The organism is Chloracidobacterium sp. (assembly GCA_016711345.1).
Lineage (GTDB): Bacteria > Acidobacteriota > Blastocatellia > Pyrinomonadales > Pyrinomonadaceae > OLB17.
Genome location: JADJTD010000001.1, coordinates 510,272 through 535,327, shown reverse-complemented (window position 1 = coordinate 535,327; position 25,056 = coordinate 510,272). Strand labels below are relative to the sequence as shown.

Sequence of the window (25,056 nt, the reverse complement as noted above, 5' to 3'; positions counted from 1 at the left end):
GTAAGGGCGAGCGGGCTGAGTGTATCGCCCTTACTAACGTGCGGGCCTCTGCATAGAACGATCAGAACTCGGACTCAGAAGTCGAGCGATGGCGCCTTGCAACGCCCGACGCGTAGGCTGCTTCCTCGACATTGGCGGCGACGGCTTCGGCGACGCGGCGGTCGAAAACGGACGGGATAATGTAGTCCGGATGCAGTTCGTCTGGGCCGATAATGTTGGCGATGGCGTTTGCAGCGGCAAGTTTCATTTCCTCGTTTATTCGCGAAGCCCGGCAATTTAGTGCACCGCGAAATATGCCGGGAAAACAAAGTACGTTGTTGATCTGGTTCGGATAGTCCGAGCGGCCGGTTGCCATGACGGCAACGTGGCCTGCGGCGTCTTCGGGCATGATCTCAGGGGTCGGATTTGCCATTGCAAAAACGATCGGATCTTTAGCCATATTCTTTAGATCATCGACATTGATTGCGGCAGGTGCTGAAAGTCCAAAGAATACATCGGCTCCCTTGATAATCTCGTGAACGTTGCCTTTCTCGCCACTGGGATTTGTATTGCGCGCGTACCAATCCTTGACCCAGTTCATATTTTCTTTGCGGCCCGGATAGATCGCGCCGGTCGTGTCGCAGCCAATGATATTTTTAACGCCGGCGGCCATCACGATCTTTGAACACGCAACGCCCGCAGCCCCAATACCGTTAACGACAAGCTTAATGTCCTCCATTTTTTTATCAACGATCTTGAGTGCGTTTATCAGTGCGGCGAGAACAACAACCGCCGTTCCGTGCTGATCGTCGTGAAATACGGGAATATTGAGTTCTTCTTTCAACCGGTCTTCTATCTCAAAGCATCGCGGCGCCGAAATGTCTTCAAGATTGATGCCGCCAAACGCGACGGAAATGTTCTTTATCGTCTGAACGATCTCGTGCGGGTCCTTTGTGTTCAGGCAAATAGGGAAGGCATCGACGCCGCCGAATTCCTTGAACAATTGACACTTGCCTTCCATCACAGGCATCGCCGCTGCCGGGCCGATGTCGCCGAGTCCGAGAACTGCTGTTCCATCGGATATGACCGCGACGGTGTTTTTCTTAATGGTCAAAGTAAAACGTTTTTCCGGATCGCGAGCGATCGCCTCGCAGATGCGAGCAACGCCGGGAGTATAAGCCATCGAAAGGTCCGAACGTGTTTTTAGCGGAATTTTTGAATTGATCTCGATCTTGCCGCCGAGGTGCATCAGGAACGTTCGATCGGAAACATTCGTGACCTCGACGCCATCGATATTGCTCACGGAACGCACAATTTCCTTATCGTGCGTTTCGGAAGCGGCGTTGACGGTGATGTCGCGGATCAAAAAATCCTTGCCGACGCTGACAATGTCGATGCCTTCGATATCGCCGCCTGCTTTGCCGATCGCGGTGGTTATTTCACCGAGCTTGCCCGGCTGATTTTGTATTTTTACCCTAAGCGTAAGACTGTAACTCGCATTGGGCGTAGGTTTATTGGTCATGATCTATCTGTAAAAAGTATGACGAAAAAGATGCGTTCGGGCAAACCAGCTTGTGTTTTGCGAAATTTCTCATTGACGATAGCCTGACAATCAATCAGAATTGTCACTTCTGCAATTTACACTTATGTTTAAAAATCCATCGACCTGCCGCGTTAGCCGCACAGTTTTCTTTCAGGTATTTGCCGCAATTGTTTTTGCGATTGCTTCATTTTCGATAAACGCGGCTGCGGCGACGTTCACCGTAAACACGACAGCCGACACGCAAGACGCTGCGCCCGGAAACGGTGTCTGCGGCGACGCGGGCGGTCAATGTTCGCTTAGGGCCGCGATCACCGAGGCAAATGCGCTTGCAGGAGCGGACACTATTACGCTGCCGGGCGGAACTTATACGACGACGCTTGTCTCTGCCAATGAGAATGCAAATGCAGGCGGCGATCTCGATATTACTTCGCCGCTGACGATAAACGGAGCAGGTTCGGCGACGACTATCGTGCAGGCAAACGCTGCGACGCAAACTGCCAACGAAAGGGTCTTTCACATTCTGGCAGGCGGAACTTTGGTCACGATCTCAGACGTAACGATCCAGAACGGCGTATTTCGTTTTATCGGAGCTTCGCCAAATCCGCAGGGCGGCGGCGGTATCAGGGTCGAAGGTGCGGCGGCAAATTTGACGATCGGCAATTCGACGATCACCGGTAATCTTTCAGAAAACCGAGGCGGCGGCATTACCGCAAACAAATCTAATCTCACGCTCACAAATTGTATTTTCAATAACAATAGGGCCGGAAGTTCGGTTGCAGGCAGCGCGGGTTCGGGCGGAGCGATAGCTATTGACTCGGAAGACAACATCGCATCTGCCGGACAGACCGCGACGATCACGAACACTATAATTAATAGCAACCGTGCAGAATCTTCGGTAAGCAACACCTTTGGCGGCGGCATTGCAATAAGAGCGATCGGAGCGAATGTCACGCTGACAGGCAGCACGGTTTCGAACAATCTTTCGACCGCTCTCGGCGGATTCAGCGGGTACGCAGCCGGCATCAACAATCAACAGGCGACGCTTAATCTGAACAACACTTCGGTTTCATTCAACACGTCCAGCCGCTATCAGGCCGGTGTGCGAAACCTCGCATCGACCGCAGCCGTTTCGACTCTGAACATCACCAACAGCACGATCAATAACAACACTTCGACCGCTGCGGATGCTTTTGGCGGCGGCGTTTCTAATATTGTCGGATCGACGTTCAATGCGACGACAAACATCGACCGCTCCACCATCAGCGGCAATAACCTCACCGGAGCAACAAGCATCGGCGGCGGAGTAATAAACACCGGCAGCACCGGCGGAGCCGCTTTGTTGAATATTACGAATTCGACCATCTCGGGAAACAGCGCACATGACGCAGCCGGAATTTTCTCCGACGGATCGGCAGCAGCGTGCAGTATAGATTTTTCTACGATCGCATTAAACACCGCTGTTGCCGAAGGCGGCGGAATTTATCAGGATGCGACCATAGGCGGTTCAACGACGATCAAAAATTCGATTTTTGCTAACAACGTCGCTGCGTCGAATATAGATGTCAGTGAGTTGGTCACGTCGGCAAATTATAACCACATTAAAAATGCGCCTATAACATTTATACCGGCGGCTAACGATGTACTTGGCTCCGATCCTGCGTTAGGTGTATTAGCAAATAATGGCGGGCCGACGCAGACGCATTTACCGGACGGAGCGAGCCTTGCTTTGAACACGATCCCGAACGGCACGAACGGCTGCGGCACACCGACCTCTCTGGATCAACGTGGATTAGCTCGCCCATTTGGTGCAGGCTGCGACAAAGGCTCGGTCGAAGTTCAGCCCGCAGGCCCGACACCGACCGCGACGAATACAAGTACACCAGGGCCAACATCCACGAACACAAATACGCCGACACCGACAGCCACGTTTACCAGTACGCCGACAAATACGCCCACAGGTACAGCGACATCAACAAGCACACCGACAAATACTCCGACAGGTACGCCGACAAGTACTCCTACATCAACGGCAACATCGACAAGCACGCCAACAGCAACGCCTACTGGTTCTGGAACGCCGTCGATCAGCGGAACGATCACATACGGCAACGCCGTTGGTTCGCCGAATCCGCGTTTTGTTTCAGGTGTATTGCTGAGTGCGGTCGGCTCAGTCAATGTCTCCGCGACCAGCGATTTTCCAAACGGCAATTATGTGCTTACCGGTTTCGGTTCGGGTTCCTACACTGTCACACCTTCAAAGGCCGACGGACAAAACGGAATAACCTCTTTTGACGCCGCAAGGGTCGCGCAGCACGTCGCCGGGGTCAGCATTCTAACCGGCAATCAATTTTTGGTAGCCGATGTCTCGGGTAACGGACAGCTCTCATCATTCGATGCGGCGCAGCTTGCGCGTTATGTGATCGGGGCTCCACCATTTGGATCGACCGGCACTTGGATATTCGTTCCGGTGAATCGCAGCTATGCTTCTGTAAACGGAAATGCGGCGGGTGAAGATTTTATCGCACTGTTAATGGGTGAGGTCTCCGGCAACTGGACAAACAGCGGAGCCCGGCCTGAGCCGCAGCGTTAAAGTCAGGAGTTGGACCATGAAATATGGGTTTCTATTTTTGATTTTAATTCTTGTAACCGACGTTTGTGCTCAGGTTATCAGTTCCGCATCGAAGGTCAGGACTTTACCGACTTCAATTTATCCGGCTGAGGCATTGAAGACAGGTCTTGAGGGGGTGGTGACAGTACTCGTGGATGTCGACAAAAATGGCAAGGTGACCAAGGCATATGCTGCAACTGGACCTGGCAATGTGTGTTTGAACAATGATCGCGCAGATGTTATTGCAATGCGCCAAATTGCTCGCAAAGCTGCCGAGCAAAGCACATTTGCCCCTACTGGCGAATCCACAGCTGAAACTTTGCTAATGTTTGAGTTCAAAAATCCTGCGCCTAAGAAAAACCCTGAAAATAAACCGAGTCATGGTTACAGAATTAGTGGAGTTGGAACGATGGATAGCTCCGCACTTTCAGAGAAACCAGAACCTTCGACCGCCACGACGGACACCAAAGTAGTTTCAGGAGGAGTTCTTGCTCTTTCACCGATGTCGTTGCCAAAGCCTAAGTATCCCGTTGCTGCTCGTTTAATAAAAGCTGAAGGTACAGTCCAGGTTCAGATTGTTATCGACACCAACGGGACGGTGTTTTCGGCTCAGGCAATTTCCGGACATCCGTTACTGAGGGCCTCGGCTGTTGACGCTGTCTGTCAGGCAAGATTCGTTCGAACATTTCTCTCAGGCGAGCCAGTTTCGGTTTCTGGAATTGTCGCTTACAATTTTACTCTGTAACGCACAACTAACCCAATAAAATACCTTTTGTTTCACATGTGATCGAATAGACACTGTCGCGGGTTGCGACTATCAGTGCACCGGCTCGGGTGAAGCATAGCCCGACGACGTTGTTTCCGGCGACGAAGTGTTTGGCGGATTTGGCGTCCGGTGATATTTGGACGATGCCGTGGTGGCCTTTGTAGCATCCGACGACATAAAGATTTCCGGTTTTATCAAATGCTAAGCCTTGCGGGCGTCCGAGTCCGGTGAAGAATTTTTCGTCGTAACCTTCCTTATCAATGGCATGTACTGCGTCGTGGCTTGCGAGTCCGGGCGAGGTCAGGAACAGCCTGCCATCCGGAGCGAAAGCCATATGATATGCGGCGACCGAAGCTTCCATCACAGTAAAGATCTCGGAAGTAGCGTCGTCGAGTATGCGATGCACCGTTCCCGAACGGTCGCCGACGTACATCCTGCCTTCGCCGTCAAACGCGATGCCCGTCGCGATGCCAAGGCCGGTCGCGTAAACCGTCGCTCCGCCGTCACGTCCAACTGCATAAACTTCGCCCTCGGCACGGTTGGTCACGAACATCTGGCCTTCGCGATCGAAAGCGATGCCAGTCGGATTAAGGATCGGATCGGCGAATCCATCGAGATACCCGTCGGCTTCGAGACGAAAAAGCGTAGCGGGAAGATGCTGTCCGCGTCCGCCCGAACGCGTCAAAATGATCGCGTCATCCGACGGATCGACCGCCGGATTTGCAACCAAGTGCATCCCGTCAACCAGCAAACGCCCGACATAAAAAGGAAACGGCTCGCTTGTCGCTCCGCCGCTTTCGAGATGAATGTGCGTCTGACCGTCCTCGGTCTCGCCGATCACAGGCACGCTTACAAGAATGCGATGGGAAGAAGCCGCTGTCACACGCCCCCGTTCTCCGCCGACGAATACGCCGCCGCTTCCGGCGTCAAACCCTTCGCAAGTGATCGCGATCTCGCCGCCCGATATCGCATATTGCGGTTCTACCGCCGTTATTTTTAGTCGCTGAGACATTATTCAGTCGATTTTACGCCTCTTGAATTGACGTGTCGAATCCTCGTTTTTTTTCTTATTAAGATTCAATTAATTATGTTAATCTTTTCACGAGGTGCAGAAAATGAACACTCAACTGCTTGAAGAGGTCTTACAGCTTCCTGTCGATGAACGCCTTCAACTCGCCGAGAATATATGGGACAGTGTGGAAACCGAACAGCATAGTCTCGCTCTTACACCCGAACAACGTGCGGAACTAAACCGACGTATCGAATATCACAAAAAGAATCCCGGTGAGATGATCCCTTGGGAAACAGCAAGAGAGCGTTATCGTAATCTCGCATGAACTATTGCGTTGAAATTTCTCCTGCAGCGGACTTTGAGATCGCGGATTCCATCCAATGGTACGAAAAGCAAGAGATCGGTTTGGGGCGACAATTCGAAGTAATACTTGAATCTGCTATAGAATCGATCAGGCAAGACCCCATTCGATTTCCTAAAGTCGATGGCGAGATCAGACGGGCAATTGTACGAAGATTTCCATTCATAATTCTCTTTACCGGTACAAACAGTACGATCTCTGTTTTTGCCGTATTTCATACCAGCCGAAACCCAACTATTTGGCGTGGCCGCATCGATTGATCATTTTCAAAGTGCGGGCTTGTGTACTAATCCCGAAGCCTCTGTTCCGGCCAATGCTCATCAGGTGCGATCGGATCAGGTTGTTTGGACGAAAGATTTTCGGCCGAGACATCTGCAAGAATAAAATTCTCCGACGGAACAGGCTTACCATGCAGCCGCCTCAGCATCGCAAGCTGTCCGGCGTGAGTCATCGCGTCTGAGAACGGCCCTTGCAGCATTCGCTCTTCAGTGATGTCGATCAGTGGAATTCCGTCATCCAAATGTTGACGCAGGTAGGCGAGATTTTGATGAAACCGTTCGATCTCTCCATCAAAAGTATCCAGCGGCTCCGGCCAATAACTTCCGCCAATAAAAAAAGTTCGAGCGTATCCAAGCAAGCTCGCCATATGCCGCACAAGCTCCATCGGAGTCCTAACACCGCCACCCGCATCAAACTCTGCAAAATCTTCCGGCGCATTTCGCAATGCCTTCTGCGTCCGATAAGCCAAAGCCCCAAGAAAATGCCTCAACATCTGCCGTTTTTCGTTCACCTCACTTCTCACAGCGGAATTTTACAATATTTCCCCGTCTAAAAAAATTCATTGACCGTCCGTGTTAATACACGTTAAACTTATAAAAGCCCAGTTCCGGCCTGTGCGCTCAGGTTTTATGCGCAACCTTCTTAACCGGAATTTCTAGTACTTCTCTTCTTTAATTATGCCTACCCGAATTGATGATCTTCTGCGAATGGCAATGAGCTTTGGCGCTTCGGACCTGCATCTGCGTGCCGGATCTTATCCGGTAATCCGCGTTACGGGCGAATTGAAACCGCTGTCAGGCGTTTCGAGAATGACGCAGGACGAGACGCTCGAAATGGCGTTTTCGATGATGTCCAACCGGCAGAAGCAGCATTTTAAGGACGCATTTGAGGTCGATATTGGCTACGGTATCGCGGGACTTGGACGCTTTCGCGTTAATATTTTTCAGCAGCGGAACTCAATAGGAATTGTCGCCCGCGTTATTTCAGACACTATCAGAGGCTTTGCGGAACTCGGTTTGCCGCCGATCCTTAATAACATCGCCGAAGAAAATCGCGGCCTTATTCTCGTTACAGGCACGACAGGTTCGGGGAAATCAACAACACTTGCAGCGATCGTCGATCACATAAATCAGAAGCGGAATTGCCACATCGTCACGATCGAAGACCCGATCGAATTTTTGCATAAGGACAGGGAATCTTTTGTTACTCAGCGCGAGGTTGATGTCGATACCCGCAATTTTGCAGAAGCATTGCGCGGTTCGCTTCGACAAGACCCTGACGTGATCCTCGTCGGCGAAATGCGCGACCTCGAAACCATAGAAACCGCGCTGGTAGCCGCTGAAACAGGGCATTTGGTCCTTTCAACGCTTCACACGCTCGACGCACCTGAAACACTGACCCGAATAATCTCCGCATTTCCGCCTTACCAACAAAAATCGATCCGCATTCAGCTTGCAGGCTTGTTAAAGGCCGTCATTTCACAGCGTTTGATGAAATCCGCCAAGGGCAACAGCCGCATTCCGGCCGTTGAGATCTTGATGTCAACGCCGCTTATACGCGATTATATCCTTCACGAAGACAAGACCAAGAGTATTCGCGACGCTATCGCAGCAGGAACCTCGCAATACGGCATGCAGACATTCGATCAGTCGCTGTTCTACCTCTATCAGTCAGGCTTGATAACGCTCGATGAGGCCCTCCGCGGCTCGACGAACGCTGATGAATTTCGTTTGCGGCTCGCCGGTATTTCCAGCACCAGCATGGCCTCGCGTGACGAGATGGAAAAAAACAGCGGCGTCAGCAGTTTGCACAATTACGTTCCAGGCACCTAAATCATAATCATATGAAAAAGCACTTGATTAGCCTTGCCACGCCTGTTGCTTTATTTCTTCTGTTGACCTTGGTTTCTGGCTGCGGTGCCTTTTTAAAGAAAGTCGCTTCATCTAAACAGCCTGAAAGCTCTAGTCAAAAAACCGAAGCATCAACAAAGGTCGTTGCAAATTCGTCAAGGATTGATGATTCAGCTTCCCTCGATGAGCTGGCGATTTACAGCGAAAATCTGCTTAAGAAGGGCAGGTTTGATGAATTGACCACCAAAATTGATCAGGCCAGAGTAACTCAAGATCGCTTGCCTGGCGGTTATTGGAAACTTTACGCTCTTTACGAAGGTATTTCTGTTCCTAATTACGAGAAGAATGCCACACCATCGGAGTGGGAAGAACATATTTCTCGCCTGACAGACTGGAAAGCTCAAATGCCGAACTCAGTTGCGTCAAGGATAGCCTTGGCCGGGACTCTCGTAAACTATGGTTGGTTTGCGCGGGGTGGAGATTTTGTCGACAAGATTTCGGACGAAAGCATGCAGGCGTTCCACGCTCGCGCGAAAATGGCCGAAAAAGAACTACGTGAAGCAAAAGAACTAAAGATCAAATGCCCTCGATGGTACGAAACAATGCTCAGCGTCGGCCTTGCATTGGGTTGGAGAAAAGCAAAATACGATGAGGTTCTAGAAGAGGGCTTTCACCTCGCTCCAACTTACTATCATTTGCCGCGTCAGAAAATGAACTACCTTTTGCCGCAATGGATGGGTGAACCCGGCGACATAGCCAAATTCGTCAATGCCGTTTCCGAGAGGATTGGTGGAGACGAAGGTTCGATAATGTATTATGAGCTTTCTGCAACATTATGGCCTGAATATTCCAATCAAATCTGGGAAAAAACTGGATTGGACCGGCGAAGGGCAAAAGAAGGCTACGATACATTAAAGCGGATTTACGGTGTTGATCGTTACCGGAAAAACCTGTGCATGGCGATGTCATTAAGCCTGATGAGTGGCGGGACACCTGATCCGAATTATCTAGAAGAAGCCGTTAATGCAGTCGGTGAAGACTGGGATGATAGGGTCTGGGGGACAAGAGAAAGATTCGAGGAACGCCGGAAAATGATGAGAACGACTATCGACATGATGAAAAAGAGTCCAAATTTGCAGCCACAGAATAACAGAGCTGCTCAGTCGGGCTAGTCTCCACATTTCGATAAATATCCATTTTTTAAGGGTTTTTACACGCTCAAGTCTTGACATGAAAGCACTTGGGCGTGTATTTTTTATTATTACACCTTTGAGCGGAAGGATCAGTGACCTCTTGTCTTTCGTCGCGCGATTGCTGTATCTGCTTTTGGGATAGCAAAAGCGCTTTTGGGCAAGTTGTTTATTGCCTTTCGAGCAAAGTGGTAAGTAGTTGAAAAATAGTAATTTAAGTAAGGAAGTTTAAACACGCGTAAATGACAAACGAGTTAACCCAGGACGCTGAAGAATCGGGAACGATTGAGAAAACAGCGATTGAACAATCAGAATCAACAACCGCGACCGCTGAGGCTGTCGCTCTACAACCGGAAAACACCACAGAGAACCTGCTGGAAATTCCAACTGAACAACCCGCGACACAGGAAACTCAAAGTGCGCCGGTTGAGACAGCTAGCGTTCCGGAACCACCACCTGCGCCTAAAGCTGAGCCTATTGTCGAAGAAGCAGACGATACTGCTGCTTCAACGGACATAGACTTTGGAGCTATCCTCGAGCAATTCGAGCAGGAGCAAACGGTCTATCACGCAGGCGAATTGGTTGAAGGAACGGTTGTCGGTATCACCGACCGCGGCGTTCTGGTTGATTTTGGTTACAAGTCTGAGGGTTTCGTACCTGTCGAAGAGTTTACGGGGCCAGACGGCCAGATGATGGCCACTGTCGGCGAAAAGGTCGAAGTCATCATTCGCAGCATTCACTCGGGCGACTCTGCACCGCAGCTTTCTCGCATGGACGCACTCGGCCGCAAGGTCTGGGACGAGATCGAGACCGCCTTCAACAGTGAAACTCCGATCATAGGCCGCATAGTTGATAAAACAAAAGGCGGTCTTCGAATCGACATTAATGGCATCGAAGCATTTCTTCCCGGCTCGCAGATCGATTCGCGTCCGATACACGGACTTGATTCGTATATTGGCCAGGACATCGAGGCCAAGATCATCAAATTCAGCCGTCGGCGAAACAACATTGTACTTTCGCGCAAGGTATTGACCGACGAGGTCGTAAATGCGCAGAAAGCCGAGACGCTTTCCAAGATCGACCTCGGCTACGTCGTTGAAGGTACGATCAAGAATCTCACCGAATATGGTGCATTTGTTGACATCGGCGGCATCGACGGGCTATTGCATGTGACCGATATGTCTTGGGGCAGAATCCATCATCCGCAAGATCAATTTAAGGTCGGCGAGCATTTGCAGGTCAAGGTTCTCAAACTCGACCGTGAGCGTGAAAAGGTCTCGCTTGGATATAAACAACTGTTGCCTGATCCTTGGTCAACCGTTGTTGAAGTTTATCCGGTCAACACAAAGCTCACCGGCACGGTTTCATCAGTGACCGAGTACGGCGTTTTTGTTGAACTCGAAGCTGGAGTCGAAGGCTTGGTTCACGTTTCGGAGATCTCGTGGTCGCGTCGATCGCAGAGTCCAAAGCGTTTGTTCCACAAGGGCCAGGAAGTCGAGGTTCAGGTCCTGGGCGTTGATACCGTAGAAAAGCGTATTAGCCTGGGCATGAAGCAGTTCATGGAAAATCCTTGGGACAGCGTCATGGAGAAATATCCTGTTGGTGCTAAGGTACATGGCCGTGTTCGTAATCTCACAGATTTCGGCGCGTTTATTGAACTTGAAGAGGGAATCGACGGCCTTGTTCACGTCTCGGACATCTCGTGGGCGAAAAAGATCAAGCATCCGAAAGACGTCCTCAAGAAAGATCAGGAAGTCGATGCGATCGTTACAAACATTGACCGCAACGGACAGCGTCTTTCACTTTCGATGAAAGATCTGACGCCGAGTGCATGGGAAGGGTTCGTCGCGACGCACCGTCCTGGCGATGTCGTTCGTGGCAAGGTTTCACGATTCACCAATTTTGGCGTGTTTGTCGAACTTGGCGAAGGGCTTGAAGGCCTGTGTCACATTTCAGAACTTTCTGATGAACGTGTTGAACGTGCCGAAGACATTGCGTCTATGGGGCAGGAGATGGATTTCAAGATCCTACGTATCGAGCCCTCAGATCAGAAGATCGGTTTATCACATCGTGCGGTCGGTAAGGATGAAGAGCCGGTTGCTGATACGAAAATGTATTCGACTGAAGCCAAAGGCGGCATGGCCAGCCTTGGTGAACTTGCCAAATTAAGATTTGGCGACGCGACGGAAGAGGCTCCGGTAGAAGATCCGGAAGAGAAGAAAAAAGCGAAACTGGCTGCAAAGAAAGCGAAAGCTGAAGAGTTTGCGGCTCGCGAGGCAGAAGCTGTTGTGGAAGTTGAAAAAGCAGAAATGGACGAAGCTCCGGCTGAAGAAATTATTGCAGAGACGGAAACTATTGACGAGGCTCCCGCAGAGGTTGTCGCTGAGACAGAGGCTGGTGCCGAAACGGTTGAAGCACCGGCAGAAGAAGTTGCCGATACAGAAGCGGGTGCGGAAGCGTCGGCAGAACCTGTCGAGGAAGCCGCCGCTGAACCTGTTGTTGAGGCAGTTTCACCGTTTACGGAAGAGGCGGTTGAGATAATGGAAGATTCAACGCCTGAAGCCACGGCGGAATTTGTTGCTGAAGAAGCGGTTCCTGCTTCAGAAAATTCAATTGAAGAAGTTGTTGCCGCCGAGCCTCCCGCAGAAGATGCAGAAAAAAAATCAGCATAACTGCTGATTATATTTTTTGAGGGAAGTGCCGAGAATTTCGCTTGGAGCGTAGGGGATTGAAATGACAAAAGCTGATCTGGTTGAAAAAGTTGCTCGCGACGCGGACATGACAAAAAAGGACGCCGAGATGCTTGTCGAGATCATTTTTGACAGTATTACGGGTAGTTTGAATAAAGGTGAAAAGATCGAACTTCGCGGGTTTGGCAGTTTTCGTGTCCGTGAACGAAATTCACGAAAAGGCCGCAACCCGAAGACCGGAGCCGCAGTCGACATTCCTGCAAAACGCGTTGCCTACTTCAAGCCCGGCAAAGAGTTGAAAGAAATGATCAATCAGAGTTAAGAGTCTTTAAGTAGGAAAAGTTTTCCGACGCAAGACTTAAGAATATGGATCTATTGTGGAGTCCCTGGCGATATGATTACATAACAAGAGGCGAAGCCCAAAAAGATAGTGGCTGTGTCTTTTGTGATATTCAAAATAGCCCGGCAAGCGATGAGGAAAAATTTATCCTCAAGCGAGCCGGGTTTAACTTTGTCATTCTCAATGTTTACCCTTATGCTACAGGGCATCTTTTGATCGTGCCCTACGAACACATCGCCGATTTGGACAAAGCAGACAACCAAACAACCAACGAGATGATGGACCTGATGAAGGCATCACAGACATCCCTGTCAGAAGTCTACAAACCGGAAGGTTTCAATCTGGGAATGAATCTCGGAAAAGCAGCAGGTGCCGGCGTGGCCGAGCATTTTCATATGCACGTCCTGCCTCGTTGGCCGGGCGATGTGAATTTCATGACTGTAATCGGACAGACACGGACGATGCCGGAGTCGATCCAAACAACCTACGAAAAGCTAAGAGGCAAGATTTGATCAGATCTTGTCGATTGTTTTCGGAATGACAACGAACGCGGCAAGCAAATTAAAAAATATCAACCCTGTACAGAGAATCGGAGGCAGAAAGGTGAAATACGCCATTACAATAAAAACTGAGCCGAAGACAGCGGCATTAATTCCGATTATTCCCTTCATGACGTTAACATCAGTATGCTTCCAAATTAGGTAGCCGTTTATAAGAGCTGCGAACAAGCAAAGAAAAGTAAAACATGAACTCAGTGCTGTGAATAAATTCTGAAATGTCGGTGCAAAGCCTGCTCCCGCATCCATTTTGTAGGTGCTCATTAGCGTCAGAAGTTGTCTTTCAGTCTCATTCGCCGGTTCAGGTTGTATGACGAGGCTGAAGCCATGAAAAACTCCCGTTAGTAACTGAATCAGAACGGCGGCAGTAAACCAAAATGTGTAGCGCGTCAACATAATATTGCTTATTCCAAATATCTATTGTCGAAAGCGCAATGACTATTCCGCTCTTTTCGCATCGGCTTTGTCCGGTTGATGCGACCGGTCGATCGCCTCATCCTCGATCTCACCTCCTTTGCTGATCGGAATGTCGGCTGGATTTGAGTATTTGTATTTTGCCTCGGTTACAGACGGCTCTGCCATTTTGATTTCACCGCTGATCTTGAACTGTCCAGTATTAGGTGGCACATAGCCGGGATAATCAACACGCGAATGATAGATCGCGACGAGCGATTTGATCATCGATTCGCGAATTTGGGTTAGCTCTCTCAATGTTAGATCGCATTCTCCAAGCTGATCGTCGGCGAGGATTGCGTCGATGATTTTTGTAACTATGAAGCGTATGTTTTCCGGGTTCGGTTCTGCCAGTGATCGAGCGGCGGCTTCGCACGAATCGGCGATCATCATTATCGCGGCTTCTTTGAATTGTGGTTTTGGTCCTGGGTAGCGAAAATCATTTTCAGATATTTCGGATCCATCCCGGGCCTCGTCTTGTGCTCGCTTGAGGAAGTAATGTAGCGTTCGAGTGCCGTGATGTTGTGGAATAAAATCGATTATCCGCTGCGGCAACCCCATTTCTTTCGCCAGTTTTGTGCCGTAAGTGACATGGCTAATTATGATCTTAGCGCTCTGTGTCGGTTTGAGCTTGTCGTGCGGATTTTTTGCGAGTTGGTTTTCGACAAAATGTTCAGGGGCTGCGGTTTTGCCGATGTCGTGATATAAAGCTCCGATGCGTGTCAAAAGTCCGTTGCCTCCAACTACTCGGCAGGCTTCCTCAGCAAGCTGCCCGACGGCATGCGAATGCTGGTTGGTCCCGGGAGCACGCATTGCAAGCTGGCCAAGCACGGGCAGATCCGCATTTGAAAGCTCAAGCAGTTTTACATCTGTCAGAATTCCAAATGATGTTTCGCAAATAGGCAGCAGCATTGACGTTAAAGCTGCAGTGAAAATGCCGCTCGCCAGTCCGCAAGCGATGGCAAGCAAAATGGTATTGAGAATAAACGGCTGCTGTGTGTAGGCGAGCATCGCCAACGCAAGGATAACGCTCCCGGCACCGACCAGAGCGCCGGCGATCGTGACTGTTTGCCGGCTTCGATAAGGTCCGATGCCGTAAACCGCGACCGCCGACGCGAGTGCGGCAAATATTGTGAATTCCAGTCCGCGAGGAGCAAGAAACCCTGCCAAAAACGAAGTAAACAAGCCGGTGAAAAGTGCGGTCGGTCGGTCAGCAAGCAAAGTCATCAAAAGGCTGCCGGTCGCAAACGGTATCGCAAAAGCCCACAACATTGGGTCGTTGAGCGGGGCTTTAACGTTTTGTATTGCCGTGAAATCGGCAAGCTTAAAACACACCGCCATCACTGCTGTCTGTAACAAAACAATAAACCCAAATAGCGCGAATGTCTTCTCAGCCGAAAGAGCGAGACGAGGAAGTATGCCGCGATTTTCAATAAATTTCCACGCCACCCAAAATAGGCTGGTGATAAATACCAACAAGCCAAAAAAACGATTTAACTGTCGCGATGACGAACTGTAATCGCGAATAGCAGCAATCTTTGACAGCATATCGGGCGTTACTACATCGCCATCGCTAGCGATTATTTGCCCTCGCATAAGTGTGATAGTTCTGGGTTGAACATTGTCCGAGGCGGTGGTCATTGCAGCTTCAGTCGCAACGCTGTCGTAGGAAATGCTCGGCTCAACAAGAATCTCGGTCGCCGTGTAAAACGCATCGACCTCTTTTGGTGACAGGCTCTTGATAGCGGCCAATCGAGTCTGGAGTTTTTCACGTGCCGTTGAAAGCAGTATCCAATTGCTTTCCGGCATAGAAACCCTCGACTGCAGATTTGGCTTCGAACGATCGAAAACAACGACCTCATTCTGGAAATACTGCCGGTCCACATCGTCGTAAATATACCCCTCGGAACTTTCCCGCAAAGCGCTTTGAACCGCTTCGAGTTCGTTGCGGCTAAAAGTACGTCCGGCAAATACCTTGCCTACATCAACTCCGCCGGCACCTGTCCAAAAGGTCTCAGCTTTTACTGTTGAATTTGACGGTTTGGAGTTGGACGCTTCGCCGCTGCTGCCTCGCCGCTGGAGTTTCTCCCATGACGAAAGAAATGTCTGAACGGCTCGGTCAGATTTGTTCGATTCATATCGGAATATCGGTTTGACCGCATTTTTTGCATCTGCTTTCAGCTTTTCGGTTTCGTCTGTATCAAAAAAATAAACGTCCGACGGAGAATTGATCCGTTCCCTGACAATGTCGCCTTCCTTGTAAACCTGTTCTCCGGATGCTCGCCATAGCGGATTATTGATCAGCAGTGTGGTAAGCAAACACAGAGCCGCAAAACCGAGCCAAAATCGCTGATCATCCGACAATGAATAAAACGGCTTCGCCGCAGCGGCAAAAACCGCTTCGCTCCACCTTGTCATCGGTGATTTAAGATCTTGTATTCGCTTACTCATTATAGATCGATCAAACGGTCGCTGCTTCTCGCATCTCGTTCAGATCAAACTTTCCCATTTGATCGGCGATCGCCTCGACCATGGGCCGCAGCGTTTCGCGTCGAATAGCTGAAATTGACACGCATTGAGCGCCGCTGTCAAGCGTTATTTGTCTTGTGAGGCTCTCCACGGCGTCGCGGCTGAGCAGGTCCGTCTTGTTTAGAACAATCAACTGCGGTATCTCGCTAAAATGCAGGTCACTAATTATCTTTCCGACGGATGCGATCTGTTGCAAAACGCGCGGGTTCGATGCATCGACAACGTGAACCAACAAGTCGCTGTCGGCGATCTCTTCGAGAGTGGCTCGAAATGCGGAAACCAGCGGCTCGGGCAGGTCGCGTATAAAACCGACCGTGTCATTAATGATGACTTCCTGATCGTAAGGCAGACGCAGACGCCGCGATGTCGGGTCGAGCGTCGCAAACATCTTTTTCTCGACGTAGACCTCACTCTGAGTCAGCGCATTAAGCAAAGTTGATTTGCCCGCGTTCGTATAACCCACAAGCGAGATGATCGGCAGATGTTTTTGCACACGTGTCTTTCGGCGTTCCTGACGCTGACGTCCAAGATTGTCAACTTGTTTTTCAAGCTGAGCGATACGGTCACGCACACGTCTTCGGTCAGTCTCGAGCTTCGTTTCGCCAGGCCCGCGTCCGCCGATGCCGCCTGCAAGACGCGAAAACGCTGAGTTCTGCCCAATTACGAGTCGCGGCAATAGATATTTGAGCTGTGCAAGTTCCACTTGCAGCTTACCTTCACGGCTTTGAGCTCGTTGGGCAAAAATATCAAGAATAAGCTGTGGCCGGTCGATGACTTTTAATTCGGTTGCGTCCGACAGCGACCGAACCTGCGTAGGGCTAAGCTCAGTATCAAATACAATAATGTCTGCTCCCAAGCGCATCGAACGAATGAGCAGATCGTCAAGCTTGCCTTTTCCAAGAACGGTTTTCGGATCGATCTTTGGACGGCGTTGGATGATCGTATCGAGAATTACAACATCCGCCGATTCCGCAAGTTCCTTTAATTCCGCGATCGATTCCGCCGCGTCCTCGGCATCACCAGTCGTCACGCCGACCAGGATCGCACGGTCGCGTCCGGTCTGGCGAGTGCGAGCCGTAAGACGAATGCGTGCCATTTCGTCTTCGAGCGAATTGATCAGCGAGACAAAATCCGTATCGAGCTGCGAAGGTATATTCGGCTCAAGAAATGCGTACGGCAAAGACTGAGCCTCGGCTTCAAGGCTTTCAGCCGTCGTCGGCACAAGGTGAGCCGAGTAAACCATTCCGGGCAGCCCGTCCTTGCGATCAACCTGAATTATCGACATTAGATCTAGCCGTAGCAGAGCGAGATCAGTAAGGTCGTCCTGGGTCAGCTTTTCGCCGGCAAGATGCGTATGTACACAGCGAAGCCCTCGAAATCGGTCTTCTGATACACGCGCACGGCCAAAATCCGGCAACTCGATCCCTTTTGCTGTGCCGACCATCACATATTCGATCTGTCCCTTACGATTTATAAGGACGCCGATCTGGCGTCCTGTCTCGTGCGAGATCTCGGTCATCTGGCGTGCGAGTTCCGGCGACACGATACTGTCGGACGGAACGCGTCGAGTCCCCAACTTTTCGATTCGGCGAAGTTGGTTATGTTTAAGACCGCGGGTAAATCCGTGAACAATATTGATAGAGAGCAAATCCTCCGTTTAGATGTGATTATAGCAAAATTGCAAACACCGTTTGTTTTAAGATTCCATTCTGCTATGTAAAAACGTAGGAAATCGGTTGTGATCTGGCTCTTGGACTTAAATTTGTGACACAAAGCATGTCATCTGTAACAATTTTTATTACAAATTGGTCCATTTGTAATACTGTCCCAAACGACTGGGACACTTTGGGACAGGCTAAATCATTGAAAATACAGTGTTTATGCCTAGCTGTCCCACTGTCCCACTGTCCCACGCTTTTTTCTGCAGATTTTAGCAGATCAGCAGCCTCGCTCACCGCGCACTTAATATTTTTCAAATAGCCCGATCCGTTTCAAATTCGGATCACATGCCGCTATACGTGATCTTGTATATAAAGTTCAGGTTTGTATATATGCAACACTTGTTTTGTCCGCCAGTCGAGATCATCTTTATTTGACAAAAAGATGTTCGTCATATAACCTAATAGTTATGGAACTGATAGGTTATAAGCAGATGCCTTCGAAACAGCTTGATGCGACCTTTGCGGCGTTGGCAGATCCTACGAGGCGTGCGATCCTTGGACGGCTTGCAAAAGGACAGGCGTCGGTAGCCGAGTTGGCAAAGCCATTCAAAATGAGCCAGCCGGCGATCTCTAAACATCTTAAGGTGCTCGAACGAGCGGGGCTTATCTCAAGCGGGCTTGATGCTCAGCGTCGGCCTCGAAAACTTGAGGCTGCCCCGCTAAAGGAAGCGACGGACTGGCTTGAAAAATATCGGCAGTTTTGGGAAGCGGCATTCGGTCGTCTCGATGTTTTGCTCGAAGATATAAAAACTAAGGAGAAAGAATAAGGCAGAAACGGGAGGGGAACGAGAACGTCGAAACTGAATGCCCCCTCGTTCACACTCGCGTTTCCGCCCGTAAATTTAAGGAGAAAATAAAATGGCAAACAAAACAGTGATCACAGCCGAGCCCGGCAAACAGGAACTTTTTATCATTCGCGAGTTCGAGGCTCCGCGCGAGCTTGTTTTCAGGGCATATACCGAGGCAGACCTTTATGAAAAATGGGTCGGGCCTGACGACCTCACGATGACCGTCGAGAAAATGGACGCGTTTGACGGCGGCTCGTATCGCTTTCTGCACGAACGCGACGGCCATGTCTATGCATTTCACGGTGTCTATCACGAAGTGCTTGCTCCCGAACGCTTTATCGGTACGTTTGAATTCGATGGGCTTCCGGAAAAAGGCCATGTCATACTTGGAACAACAAAATTTGAGGATCTCGGCGGCGGCCGCAGTCGATTAGTGCATCAGTCGGTGTTTCAATCGGTCGGAGATCGCGACGGAATGATCGCCTCAGGCATGGAACGCGGCGTGACCCAAGGTTATGACAAACTCGATACTTTGCTGGAACAACTCTTAGCGAAAAGTTCGGCGGCCTGATCAAAATGAGAGAAAAAGCAGACACCGTCGATGACTATATCTCAGGCTTTCCACCAAGGACGCAAGCGTTGCTCAAAGAGGTTCGTGAAACGATTCGCAAAGCAGCTCCCAATGCAGAAGAATACATTAGCTATGCGATGCCCGCGTTTAAGCACAACGGAATGCTGGTATATTTTGCGGGTTACGCTCGACACATTGGCTTTTATCCCGGAGCCGGTGGCATTGCGGAGTTCGTTGACGAAATTGCGCAATACAAACACGCTAAAGGCTCGGTCCAGTTTCCGCTCGATAGGCCGCTGCCGTTAAGATTGATCACCAAGATAGTAAAATTCCGAGTGAAAGAAAATGCTGAACGTAAAAGGAAAATAAAAAAGTGATCGAAATAATACGGACGGATTCAGAAAATAAAGACTTTATCGAGCTTGTCCGGCACCTTGATGCCGAGTTGGCGGTTCGAGACGGCGACGAACATGCTTTCTACTCACAATTCAATAAGATCGCAAAACTCAAATGCGTCGTTCTCGCTTATGAGGATGAAACGGCTTTGGGCTGCGGAGCGATCAGAGAGCTTGATTCCGGCGAGATGGAAGTAAAGAGAATGTATGTGCCGCCGGAAAGTCGAGGAAAAGGCATCGCAACCAAAGTATTGCTTGAGCTAGAAGATTGGGCTCGCGAATTATCATTTAGTCGATGCGTTCTTGAAACCGGACTAAAGCAACCCGAGGCCATCCGCCTTTACGAAAAAAACGGCTATGAACGCATCCCAAATTACGGGCAGTACCTAGATGTCGGTAACAGCGTTTGTTTTGGGAAGGACATTCAGTAACGGACGGATATGAATATCTTAAAAGGCATCGGCGCGATCCTTGCCGGATTTATCTTTATTGGCGTCACGCACAACGGTACCGACTATATCCTCGAATCTCTCGGTATTTTCACGCCGCTCAACGTCAGGTTTGATACAACTTGGATGGTCATCACAGCGACCATTTACCGCAATTTATTTATGATCGCGGCCGGTTATTTGACCGCGGCCATCGCTCCTGAACCCAAGATGCGGTATGTCATCATTCTCGGCATTATCGGAACTTTGATGGGCATCTTAGGGATCGTGGTAAATACGATATACGATTTGGGATCCGTTTGGTACCCGTACGCCTTGGTGCTGCTTGGATTTCCTTGCCTCTATTTAGGGGCAAAACTTAAAATAAAGGAATAATAAAAATGCAAAAAATAACGACATTCTTGATGTACAACGATCAGGCGGGAGAGGCGATGAATTTTTACGTCTCCATTTTCAAAGATGCAAAGATCGTCAGCACGATGCCCGGCCCGGACGGAAAAGTAATGGGCGGCTCGTTTGAGATCGAGGGACAGCGATTCAATTGCTACAACGCAGGACCGCATCCTAACTTCGTTTTTTCACAAGCGATCTCTTTAATGATCTATGTCGAATCTCAGGACGAGATCGATCACTTTTACGAAAAGCTCAGCGAAGGCGGCGAGCAGCAACCGTGCGGATGGGTAGTCGATAAATTTGGCGTCTCATGGCAGGTGACACCTCCATTGCTGATGACATTGTTGAGCGATCCTGATCGCGAAAAAGCCGATCGAGTAATGCAGGCGATGTTCAAAATGAAAAAGATCGTCATCGCCGACCTCGAAGCCGCCGCTGCGGGGTAAGAGTTTTTTGCCACGAATTACACAAATAGCACTAATAAAGAAAATCACTTTATTTTCGTATTATTTGTGCACTTCGTGGCTAACTTTTTTCTTTGACCACAATGTCTAACCTCACTGCCAAAGAACTTACAGTCCAACTTCTTGCACTTCAGTCCGATGAAGAACTGAGCAAACACCAGCGCTATTTTAGCTTCGATCCCGACAATCAACCTAAAGATAACTATTTCATCGGTGTGCGTATGGGCGAGATATTTAAGCTTGGTAAAGAATATGCGAACATGCCTGTTGCTGAGATCGAAAAGTTAATGGCAAGTCCTATTCACGAAGTTCGAGCCGGGGCGATGAGCATTATGGGCCAATGCGCAAAAGGTAAAAAGTGCTCTGAGGAAAGATTAAAGGAATTATACGAACTCTACATCAGACGCCACGACCGCATCAACGACTGGGACCTCGTCGATCTCGCTTCGTATTACGTCGTCGGAAAATACCTTGCGGATAAGCCGCGAAAGATACTTTACAAATTGGCGCGTTCAAAGAATATGTGGGAACGCCGCACGGCGATCGTTGCGACGGCGCATTTCATATTGAAGCAGCGTCAGACCGACGACACGTTTGCGATCGCAGAATTGCTCGTCAATGACGCGGAAGACCTTGTCAATAAGGGTACCGGTTGGATGCTCCGCTCCGCAGGTGATGTTGATAGAAGTGCTTTGCTCGCATTTCTCGACAAACACGCCGCGACTATGCCCCGAGTTATGCTTCGCTACGCTATCGAGAAACTCGAAAAGGATAAGCGGCAATATTATTTAGATGGAAAGAAAAAGTGATTGTTGCCGTGCTATGCAGACTCCGGATCGGTGTGAGGCAGAACAGGACGTTTTGAGCTCCACAGAAATGGTATGAATGTAAACATCAATCCTATTGCCGGCACCATGTATCTAAGCGTTGATGTTACCAGCACAGACATCAACCAAAAATAGACAGTCATTAACAACACGCTGAAGATCAGTGTTCTTTGAAAGCCGCTTTTTCGCCAACCAAAATAACCGCCTAGAGCAATTACGATTAGGTATGGTAATTGGAGTAGAACGATCAGCTTTTCGTAACGCTGGCTATCAGTGCCGTACCAACTCCGCATTATCTTAATGAGTATTAGTTTTGCAACTGCCGCTGGATGAGCAAAAAACTTCTCAACCATAAAGGTCACGACATGGGTTGGAGAACTCAATGTTTCGTAGTGGTCCATAATGTCGTGCATTAGATGCCGAACGTCGTCAGGAACTGAGATCGGTTGGCGATACGGCTTATCGGCTACTGCAAAAACCAAACCGCCTCGCATTGCTATGGCACCGTTATCGCCGAGTAATACTACTTTGCCGGTTTTGACGTAGGAAGTAATTTCCCAAGGCACAACCAAAACAAGAACTCCCATAAGAAAAAAAACGCTAAGAACAAGGCGCAAACGCATTGTAGCTCCCGCCATGCCGATCCAAATTGTAATGATGATCACAAGCCAAGTGCCGATCGCGGCGGGCCGGACGAGCATGGCACAGCCTATCAATATTCCCGCAAGGAAATAGCGATGCCACCGGTGGTCTTTTTTAAAAAGCGAAATCAAAACTAGCCCATAGCCGGAATATAAGATCGCTAAAAATGGGATTTCGCTATTGGGCTGTTTGGTGAGCCACAACAAAAAAGGATATGTCATCCATGCAAACGCCGTAATTAGCGCTGCGGTCGCTGTGTGAACCGCATTCGATATCTTAAATATCGCAGTCGAAATGGTTCCCAGACAGAGAAGCGTAAACAACGACAACATCGTGGATTCCGTGATGCCCAACAGGCTAGACAATTTATATAAGACCGCGAGTATCGCCGGAAAACCCGGCGGGTAAAACACGCCAAATTGCCCGTCTTTATCGAGCAGGCCGTTCCCGGAGGCTAGATTTCGTGCCACAGGGTCGTAATATGCCGCGAAATCCAGATTCTCATTGATACCGAGGTCTGCGGGAAGAAGTGTCCAGAATACCAGCACCACAAAGATCGACGAACAAAACACAAGGACGGCTAAACGCAGGGAATTTTGCTCCTTTGTCGCGGAGTCGAAATATGACAGCGGTGACGACTTGGTCATGAAAGTTGATCAGGGTGTGTTCGAGACAGGGAGAATTTTAGCAAAGCAGAAAATAGTAGTCCACTAAAACATGACTGCATTTAAGATAATAGCGAAAATCGCAAAAGCAACGATGGATCGGCAGGCAAGAAATTGGCCACGAAAAACACGAATAAAAGAACTCCATCACTCGTGTAATTCGTGACCAAGCTATTATTTACTTTCGGCCTTGAGATCAGCGATACGCTTTTCCAAGGCGGCGGTATCTACTACTGGAGTCGCGGCCTTACCTAGCTGCACGGCTTTTTCGCCAAATGGAATGGCATCTTGAGTGCGGCCCATATTAACTAGGACATTAAATTTGCGGCTGTATCCGCGGAAGGTTTCGCCTGCCTTGATCTCGTCATCGGCGACTTTTAGGGCTTGTTCGTACCACTTCGTAGCCAAGTCGGTCTTTTTCTTATCGCGGGCGTAGTTAGCGGCTTGAAAAGGCGTATTAAAATCATCGGGCTTTGCTGCAGCTACGGCTTTTGTAGCCTTACCAAGAACTGTGTCAATGGCGTTCTTGACCTCGAGTGTGAAAGGTGCTCGCAGCTTCTCCCATCTCAGGACAACGGCTGCTGAACTATCAGATATTGGTTCGATGGTAAATCCCATTGCTTCCTGATACTCGGCATTCCATTCCGGCTTAGCTTTGACGCGCAAGGCGTCCTTGGTTTTATCGTAGTTGAAACTGCCGCTCTGTTCAGCGACGGTGTTAAAGACGAACGTCCATTCCTCTTGGCCCGGCAATGAATGCAGGCTGTAGCTGCCGGCGGGAAGCAACTGGCCGTTGATGAGTACGTCGTCTGTGACCGTAAATTGTGTGGCTGCATTTGCACCCGTTCGCCATATCTTGCCGTAGGGAACGACAGGAGCTCCGGGCGGACGCAGGTTCTGGTTGTCGAGGGATGCTTCGCCCTCGATCTTAACGGGCCATTCACCCCAGATCTTGCGGCCTTTTGCCGCCGGACGAAAATAGCTGAGCGTTACATCAGTAGTGCCTACTGTCTGCATAACCGATGCTTTTTGACTTGCTTGAGGCAGTCGAAGCTGAGCTGACGCGAAAGATGCGGCGGCCAGAATAACTGCAGTTAATACGAATGAAGAAAGAAGGACGCGTTTTATCGAAATCATAGTATGTCTCCCTTAAAAATGGTTTATAGCGATAATAAAAAATAGCTGTCTGATGACACAAATCTAACGGTTGATTTGAATTTTACTATTGTAGCGGGTCATTTTCATAATACGAGCAAAACTGCGCTTGGGTTATTTTCCCATTGCTCTTTTGTTTGCCAAGCCTACTTAAAAAAGTGTTGCGGCATACCAATTGGGATCGTCACTATGATGACCGTTTTGAAACTTCCCATTTTATTGAGAAAAACTGCCGTGGCACGCGCTTCGCTATTACCGGGACGGAGGTATTTACAGCAATGAATACAATAAATATAAATAAGACAATGAAGGGCTTTGGACTGGCATTTGCCATGGTTTTTGGTTTGATGATGTTCGCGGGGACAACGGCGAATGCACAAGATCGCCGCGACGACGATCGTTATGAGGACCGGAACCGGCAAGATGACCGTTACGACAATGACCGTTACAATGGCCGAGACCGTAATGGCAATCAGAGCTATAACAAAGCCTACAAGAAGGGCTATCATGCCGGCGTGAAGCAGGGAATGCGGGACGCCCGGAATCGTCGCGGCAACAGCGGCGGCTATTACGGCAATAACCAGGGCAACGGAAACAACGGCAGCATTCTGGGCAGAATATTTGGTCAGGCTAACAATAACGGCGGAAACGAGCAAGCATACAAGCAAGGTTACCAACGTGGTTATCGTGAAGGCCTAAACCGTGGACGACATAATGGTCGAGGCAATAACAACGGCGGATATTACAACGGTAACTAAGGAATCGACATTTACAGGTTATTAACGAAAAAGCCCAGATGGCATCATCCGGGCTTTTTTTATTTAACGGT

General features: G+C 49.5%; 25 protein-coding genes. 17 read left to right on the top strand and 8 right to left on the bottom strand.

The genetic code is table 11. The features are described 5' to 3' along the window. Positions 1 to 61: 61 nt before the first annotated feature. Positions 62 to 1,501 carry an NAD-dependent malic enzyme gene (locus tag IPL32_02310; protein MBK8464640.1) on the bottom strand — a complete coding sequence of 480 codons (1,440 nt, stop codon included), beginning with the start codon at positions 1,499 to 1,501 and terminating at the stop codon, positions 62 to 64. Between the two features lie 124 nt (positions 1,502 to 1,625). On the opposite strand from IPL32_02310, the gene IPL32_02305 reads away from it, so the two are divergent. Then, complete coding sequence (locus IPL32_02305) at positions 1,626 to 4,112, top strand: CSLREA domain-containing protein (protein MBK8464639.1); 2,487 nt, start codon at positions 1,626 to 1,628, stop codon at positions 4,110 to 4,112. Positions 4,113 to 4,128: 16 nt separating this feature from the next. After that, positions 4,129 to 4,875 carry a TonB family protein gene (locus tag IPL32_02300; GenBank protein ID MBK8464638.1) on the top strand — a complete coding sequence of 249 codons (747 nt, stop codon included), beginning with the start codon at positions 4,129 to 4,131 and terminating at the stop codon, positions 4,873 to 4,875. A 7-nt stretch (positions 4,876 to 4,882) separates the two neighbouring features. Here IPL32_02300 and IPL32_02295 read toward each other — a convergent pair whose 3' ends face one another. Then, positions 4,883 to 5,908 (bottom strand): gluconolaconase, encoded by a 1,026-nt coding sequence (locus tag IPL32_02295; protein MBK8464637.1) that lies wholly within the window; start codon positions 5,906 to 5,908, stop codon positions 4,883 to 4,885. Positions 5,909 to 6,011: 103 nt separating this feature from the next. Here IPL32_02295 and IPL32_02290 point away from each other — a divergent pair, with 103 nt between their 5' ends. Together IPL32_02290 and IPL32_02285 are read left to right on the top strand one after the other, a co-directional pair. Beyond that, positions 6,012 to 6,233, top strand: a complete 222-nt coding sequence (locus IPL32_02290; protein MBK8464636.1) for an addiction module protein — start codon at positions 6,012 to 6,014, stop codon at positions 6,231 to 6,233. Then, complete coding sequence (locus IPL32_02285; protein MBK8464635.1) at positions 6,230 to 6,529, top strand: type II toxin-antitoxin system RelE/ParE family toxin; 300 nt, start codon at positions 6,230 to 6,232, stop codon at positions 6,527 to 6,529. Before IPL32_02290 ends, IPL32_02285 begins: the two co-directional genes overlap by 4 nt. Positions 6,530 to 6,555: 26 nt before the next feature. Here the strand turns inward: IPL32_02285 and IPL32_02280 are convergent, their stop codons facing one another. After that, positions 6,556 to 7,059: a hypothetical protein gene (locus tag IPL32_02280; GenBank protein MBK8464634.1), complete on the bottom strand. Its 504-nt coding sequence runs from the start codon at positions 7,057 to 7,059 to the stop codon at positions 6,556 to 6,558. A gap of 166 nt (positions 7,060 to 7,225) precedes the next feature. Between IPL32_02280 and IPL32_02275 the strand changes: the two genes are divergently transcribed. The 5 genes from IPL32_02275 (at position 7,226) to IPL32_02255 (ending at position 13,130) form a co-directional block, all read left to right on the top strand. Further along, positions 7,226 to 8,380, top strand: coding sequence for a type IV pilus twitching motility protein PilT (locus tag IPL32_02275; GenBank protein ID MBK8464633.1), 1,155 nt, complete (start codon positions 7,226 to 7,228; stop codon positions 8,378 to 8,380). A gap of 11 nt (positions 8,381 to 8,391) precedes the next feature. Continuing rightward, positions 8,392 to 9,570, top strand: a complete 1,179-nt coding sequence (locus IPL32_02270; GenBank protein ID MBK8464632.1) for a hypothetical protein — start codon at positions 8,392 to 8,394, stop codon at positions 9,568 to 9,570. Positions 9,571 to 9,830: 260 nt separating this feature from the next. Further along, positions 9,831 to 12,260 (top strand): S1 RNA-binding domain-containing protein, encoded by a 2,430-nt coding sequence (locus IPL32_02265; GenBank protein MBK8464631.1) that lies wholly within the window; start codon positions 9,831 to 9,833, stop codon positions 12,258 to 12,260. Positions 12,261 to 12,321: 61 nt separating this feature from the next. Next, positions 12,322 to 12,600: an integration host factor subunit beta gene (locus IPL32_02260; protein ID MBK8464630.1), complete on the top strand. Its 279-nt coding sequence runs from the start codon at positions 12,322 to 12,324 to the stop codon at positions 12,598 to 12,600. Between the two features lie 44 nt (positions 12,601 to 12,644). Next, on the top strand, positions 12,645 to 13,130 hold the full coding sequence (locus IPL32_02255; protein MBK8464629.1) for an HIT domain-containing protein: 486 nt from the start codon (positions 12,645 to 12,647) through the stop codon (positions 13,128 to 13,130). On the opposite strand, the gene IPL32_02250 is transcribed toward IPL32_02255, so the two are convergent. From IPL32_02250 to hflX, 3 genes are read right to left on the bottom strand one after another with little or no spacing between them, the layout of a single operon-like run. After that, entirely contained in the window at positions 13,131 to 13,571 is a 441-nt protein-coding gene (locus tag IPL32_02250) for a hypothetical protein (GenBank protein MBK8464628.1), read from the bottom strand. Positions 13,572 to 13,613: 42 nt separating this feature from the next. Further along, positions 13,614 to 16,079, bottom strand: coding sequence for an HDIG domain-containing protein (locus IPL32_02245; protein ID MBK8464627.1), 2,466 nt, complete (start codon positions 16,077 to 16,079; stop codon positions 13,614 to 13,616). A gap of 10 nt (positions 16,080 to 16,089) precedes the next feature. Beyond that, on the bottom strand, positions 16,090 to 17,796 hold the full coding sequence (gene hflX, locus IPL32_02240) for a GTPase HflX (GenBank protein MBK8464626.1): 1,707 nt from the start codon (positions 17,794 to 17,796) through the stop codon (positions 16,090 to 16,092). 513 nt (positions 17,797 to 18,309) lie between these two features. On the opposite strand from hflX, the gene IPL32_02235 reads away from it, so the two are divergent. From IPL32_02235 to IPL32_02205, 7 genes are all read left to right on the top strand, one after another. Then, complete coding sequence (locus IPL32_02235) at positions 18,310 to 18,645, top strand: winged helix-turn-helix transcriptional regulator (protein MBK8464625.1); 336 nt, start codon at positions 18,310 to 18,312, stop codon at positions 18,643 to 18,645. 91 nt (positions 18,646 to 18,736) lie between these two features. After that, the gene (locus IPL32_02230; GenBank protein ID MBK8464624.1) at positions 18,737 to 19,237 is read left to right on the top strand and encodes an SRPBCC family protein; all 501 of its coding nucleotides are present in this window, start codon (positions 18,737 to 18,739) and stop codon (positions 19,235 to 19,237) included. Positions 19,238 to 19,242: 5 nt separating this feature from the next. Beyond that, a complete protein-coding gene (locus tag IPL32_02225; protein ID MBK8464623.1) occupies positions 19,243 to 19,614 on the top strand; it encodes a DUF1801 domain-containing protein in 372 nt (123 codons plus the stop codon). Next, the gene (locus tag IPL32_02220; protein ID MBK8464622.1) at positions 19,611 to 20,063 is read left to right on the top strand and encodes a GNAT family N-acetyltransferase; all 453 of its coding nucleotides are present in this window, start codon (positions 19,611 to 19,613) and stop codon (positions 20,061 to 20,063) included. The genes IPL32_02225 and IPL32_02220 overlap by 4 nt, the downstream gene beginning before the upstream one ends. 9 nt (positions 20,064 to 20,072) lie before the next feature. Further along, positions 20,073 to 20,456 (top strand): hypothetical protein, encoded by a 384-nt coding sequence (locus IPL32_02215; GenBank protein MBK8464621.1) that lies wholly within the window; start codon positions 20,073 to 20,075, stop codon positions 20,454 to 20,456. Positions 20,457 to 20,461: 5 nt separating this feature from the next. Further along, complete coding sequence (locus IPL32_02210; GenBank protein ID MBK8464620.1) at positions 20,462 to 20,920, top strand: VOC family protein; 459 nt, start codon at positions 20,462 to 20,464, stop codon at positions 20,918 to 20,920. Positions 20,921 to 21,021: 101 nt separating this feature from the next. Then, positions 21,022 to 21,747 carry a DNA alkylation repair protein gene (locus tag IPL32_02205; protein MBK8464619.1) on the top strand — a complete coding sequence of 242 codons (726 nt, stop codon included), beginning with the start codon at positions 21,022 to 21,024 and terminating at the stop codon, positions 21,745 to 21,747. An 11-nt stretch (positions 21,748 to 21,758) separates the two neighbouring features. Here IPL32_02205 and IPL32_02200 read toward each other — a convergent pair whose 3' ends face one another. Both IPL32_02200 and IPL32_02195 read right to left on the bottom strand, forming a co-directional pair. Next, on the bottom strand, positions 21,759 to 23,054 hold the full coding sequence (locus IPL32_02200; GenBank protein ID MBK8464618.1) for a glycosyltransferase family 39 protein: 1,296 nt from the start codon (positions 23,052 to 23,054) through the stop codon (positions 21,759 to 21,761). A gap of 192 nt (positions 23,055 to 23,246) precedes the next feature. Beyond that, complete coding sequence (locus tag IPL32_02195) at positions 23,247 to 24,209, bottom strand: DUF2911 domain-containing protein (GenBank protein ID MBK8464617.1); 963 nt, start codon at positions 24,207 to 24,209, stop codon at positions 23,247 to 23,249. 296 nt (positions 24,210 to 24,505) lie between these two features. Between IPL32_02195 and IPL32_02190 the strand changes: the two genes are divergently transcribed. Next, positions 24,506 to 24,985, top strand: coding sequence for a hypothetical protein (locus IPL32_02190; protein MBK8464616.1), 480 nt, complete (start codon positions 24,506 to 24,508; stop codon positions 24,983 to 24,985). Positions 24,986 to 25,056 lie beyond the last annotated feature (71 nt).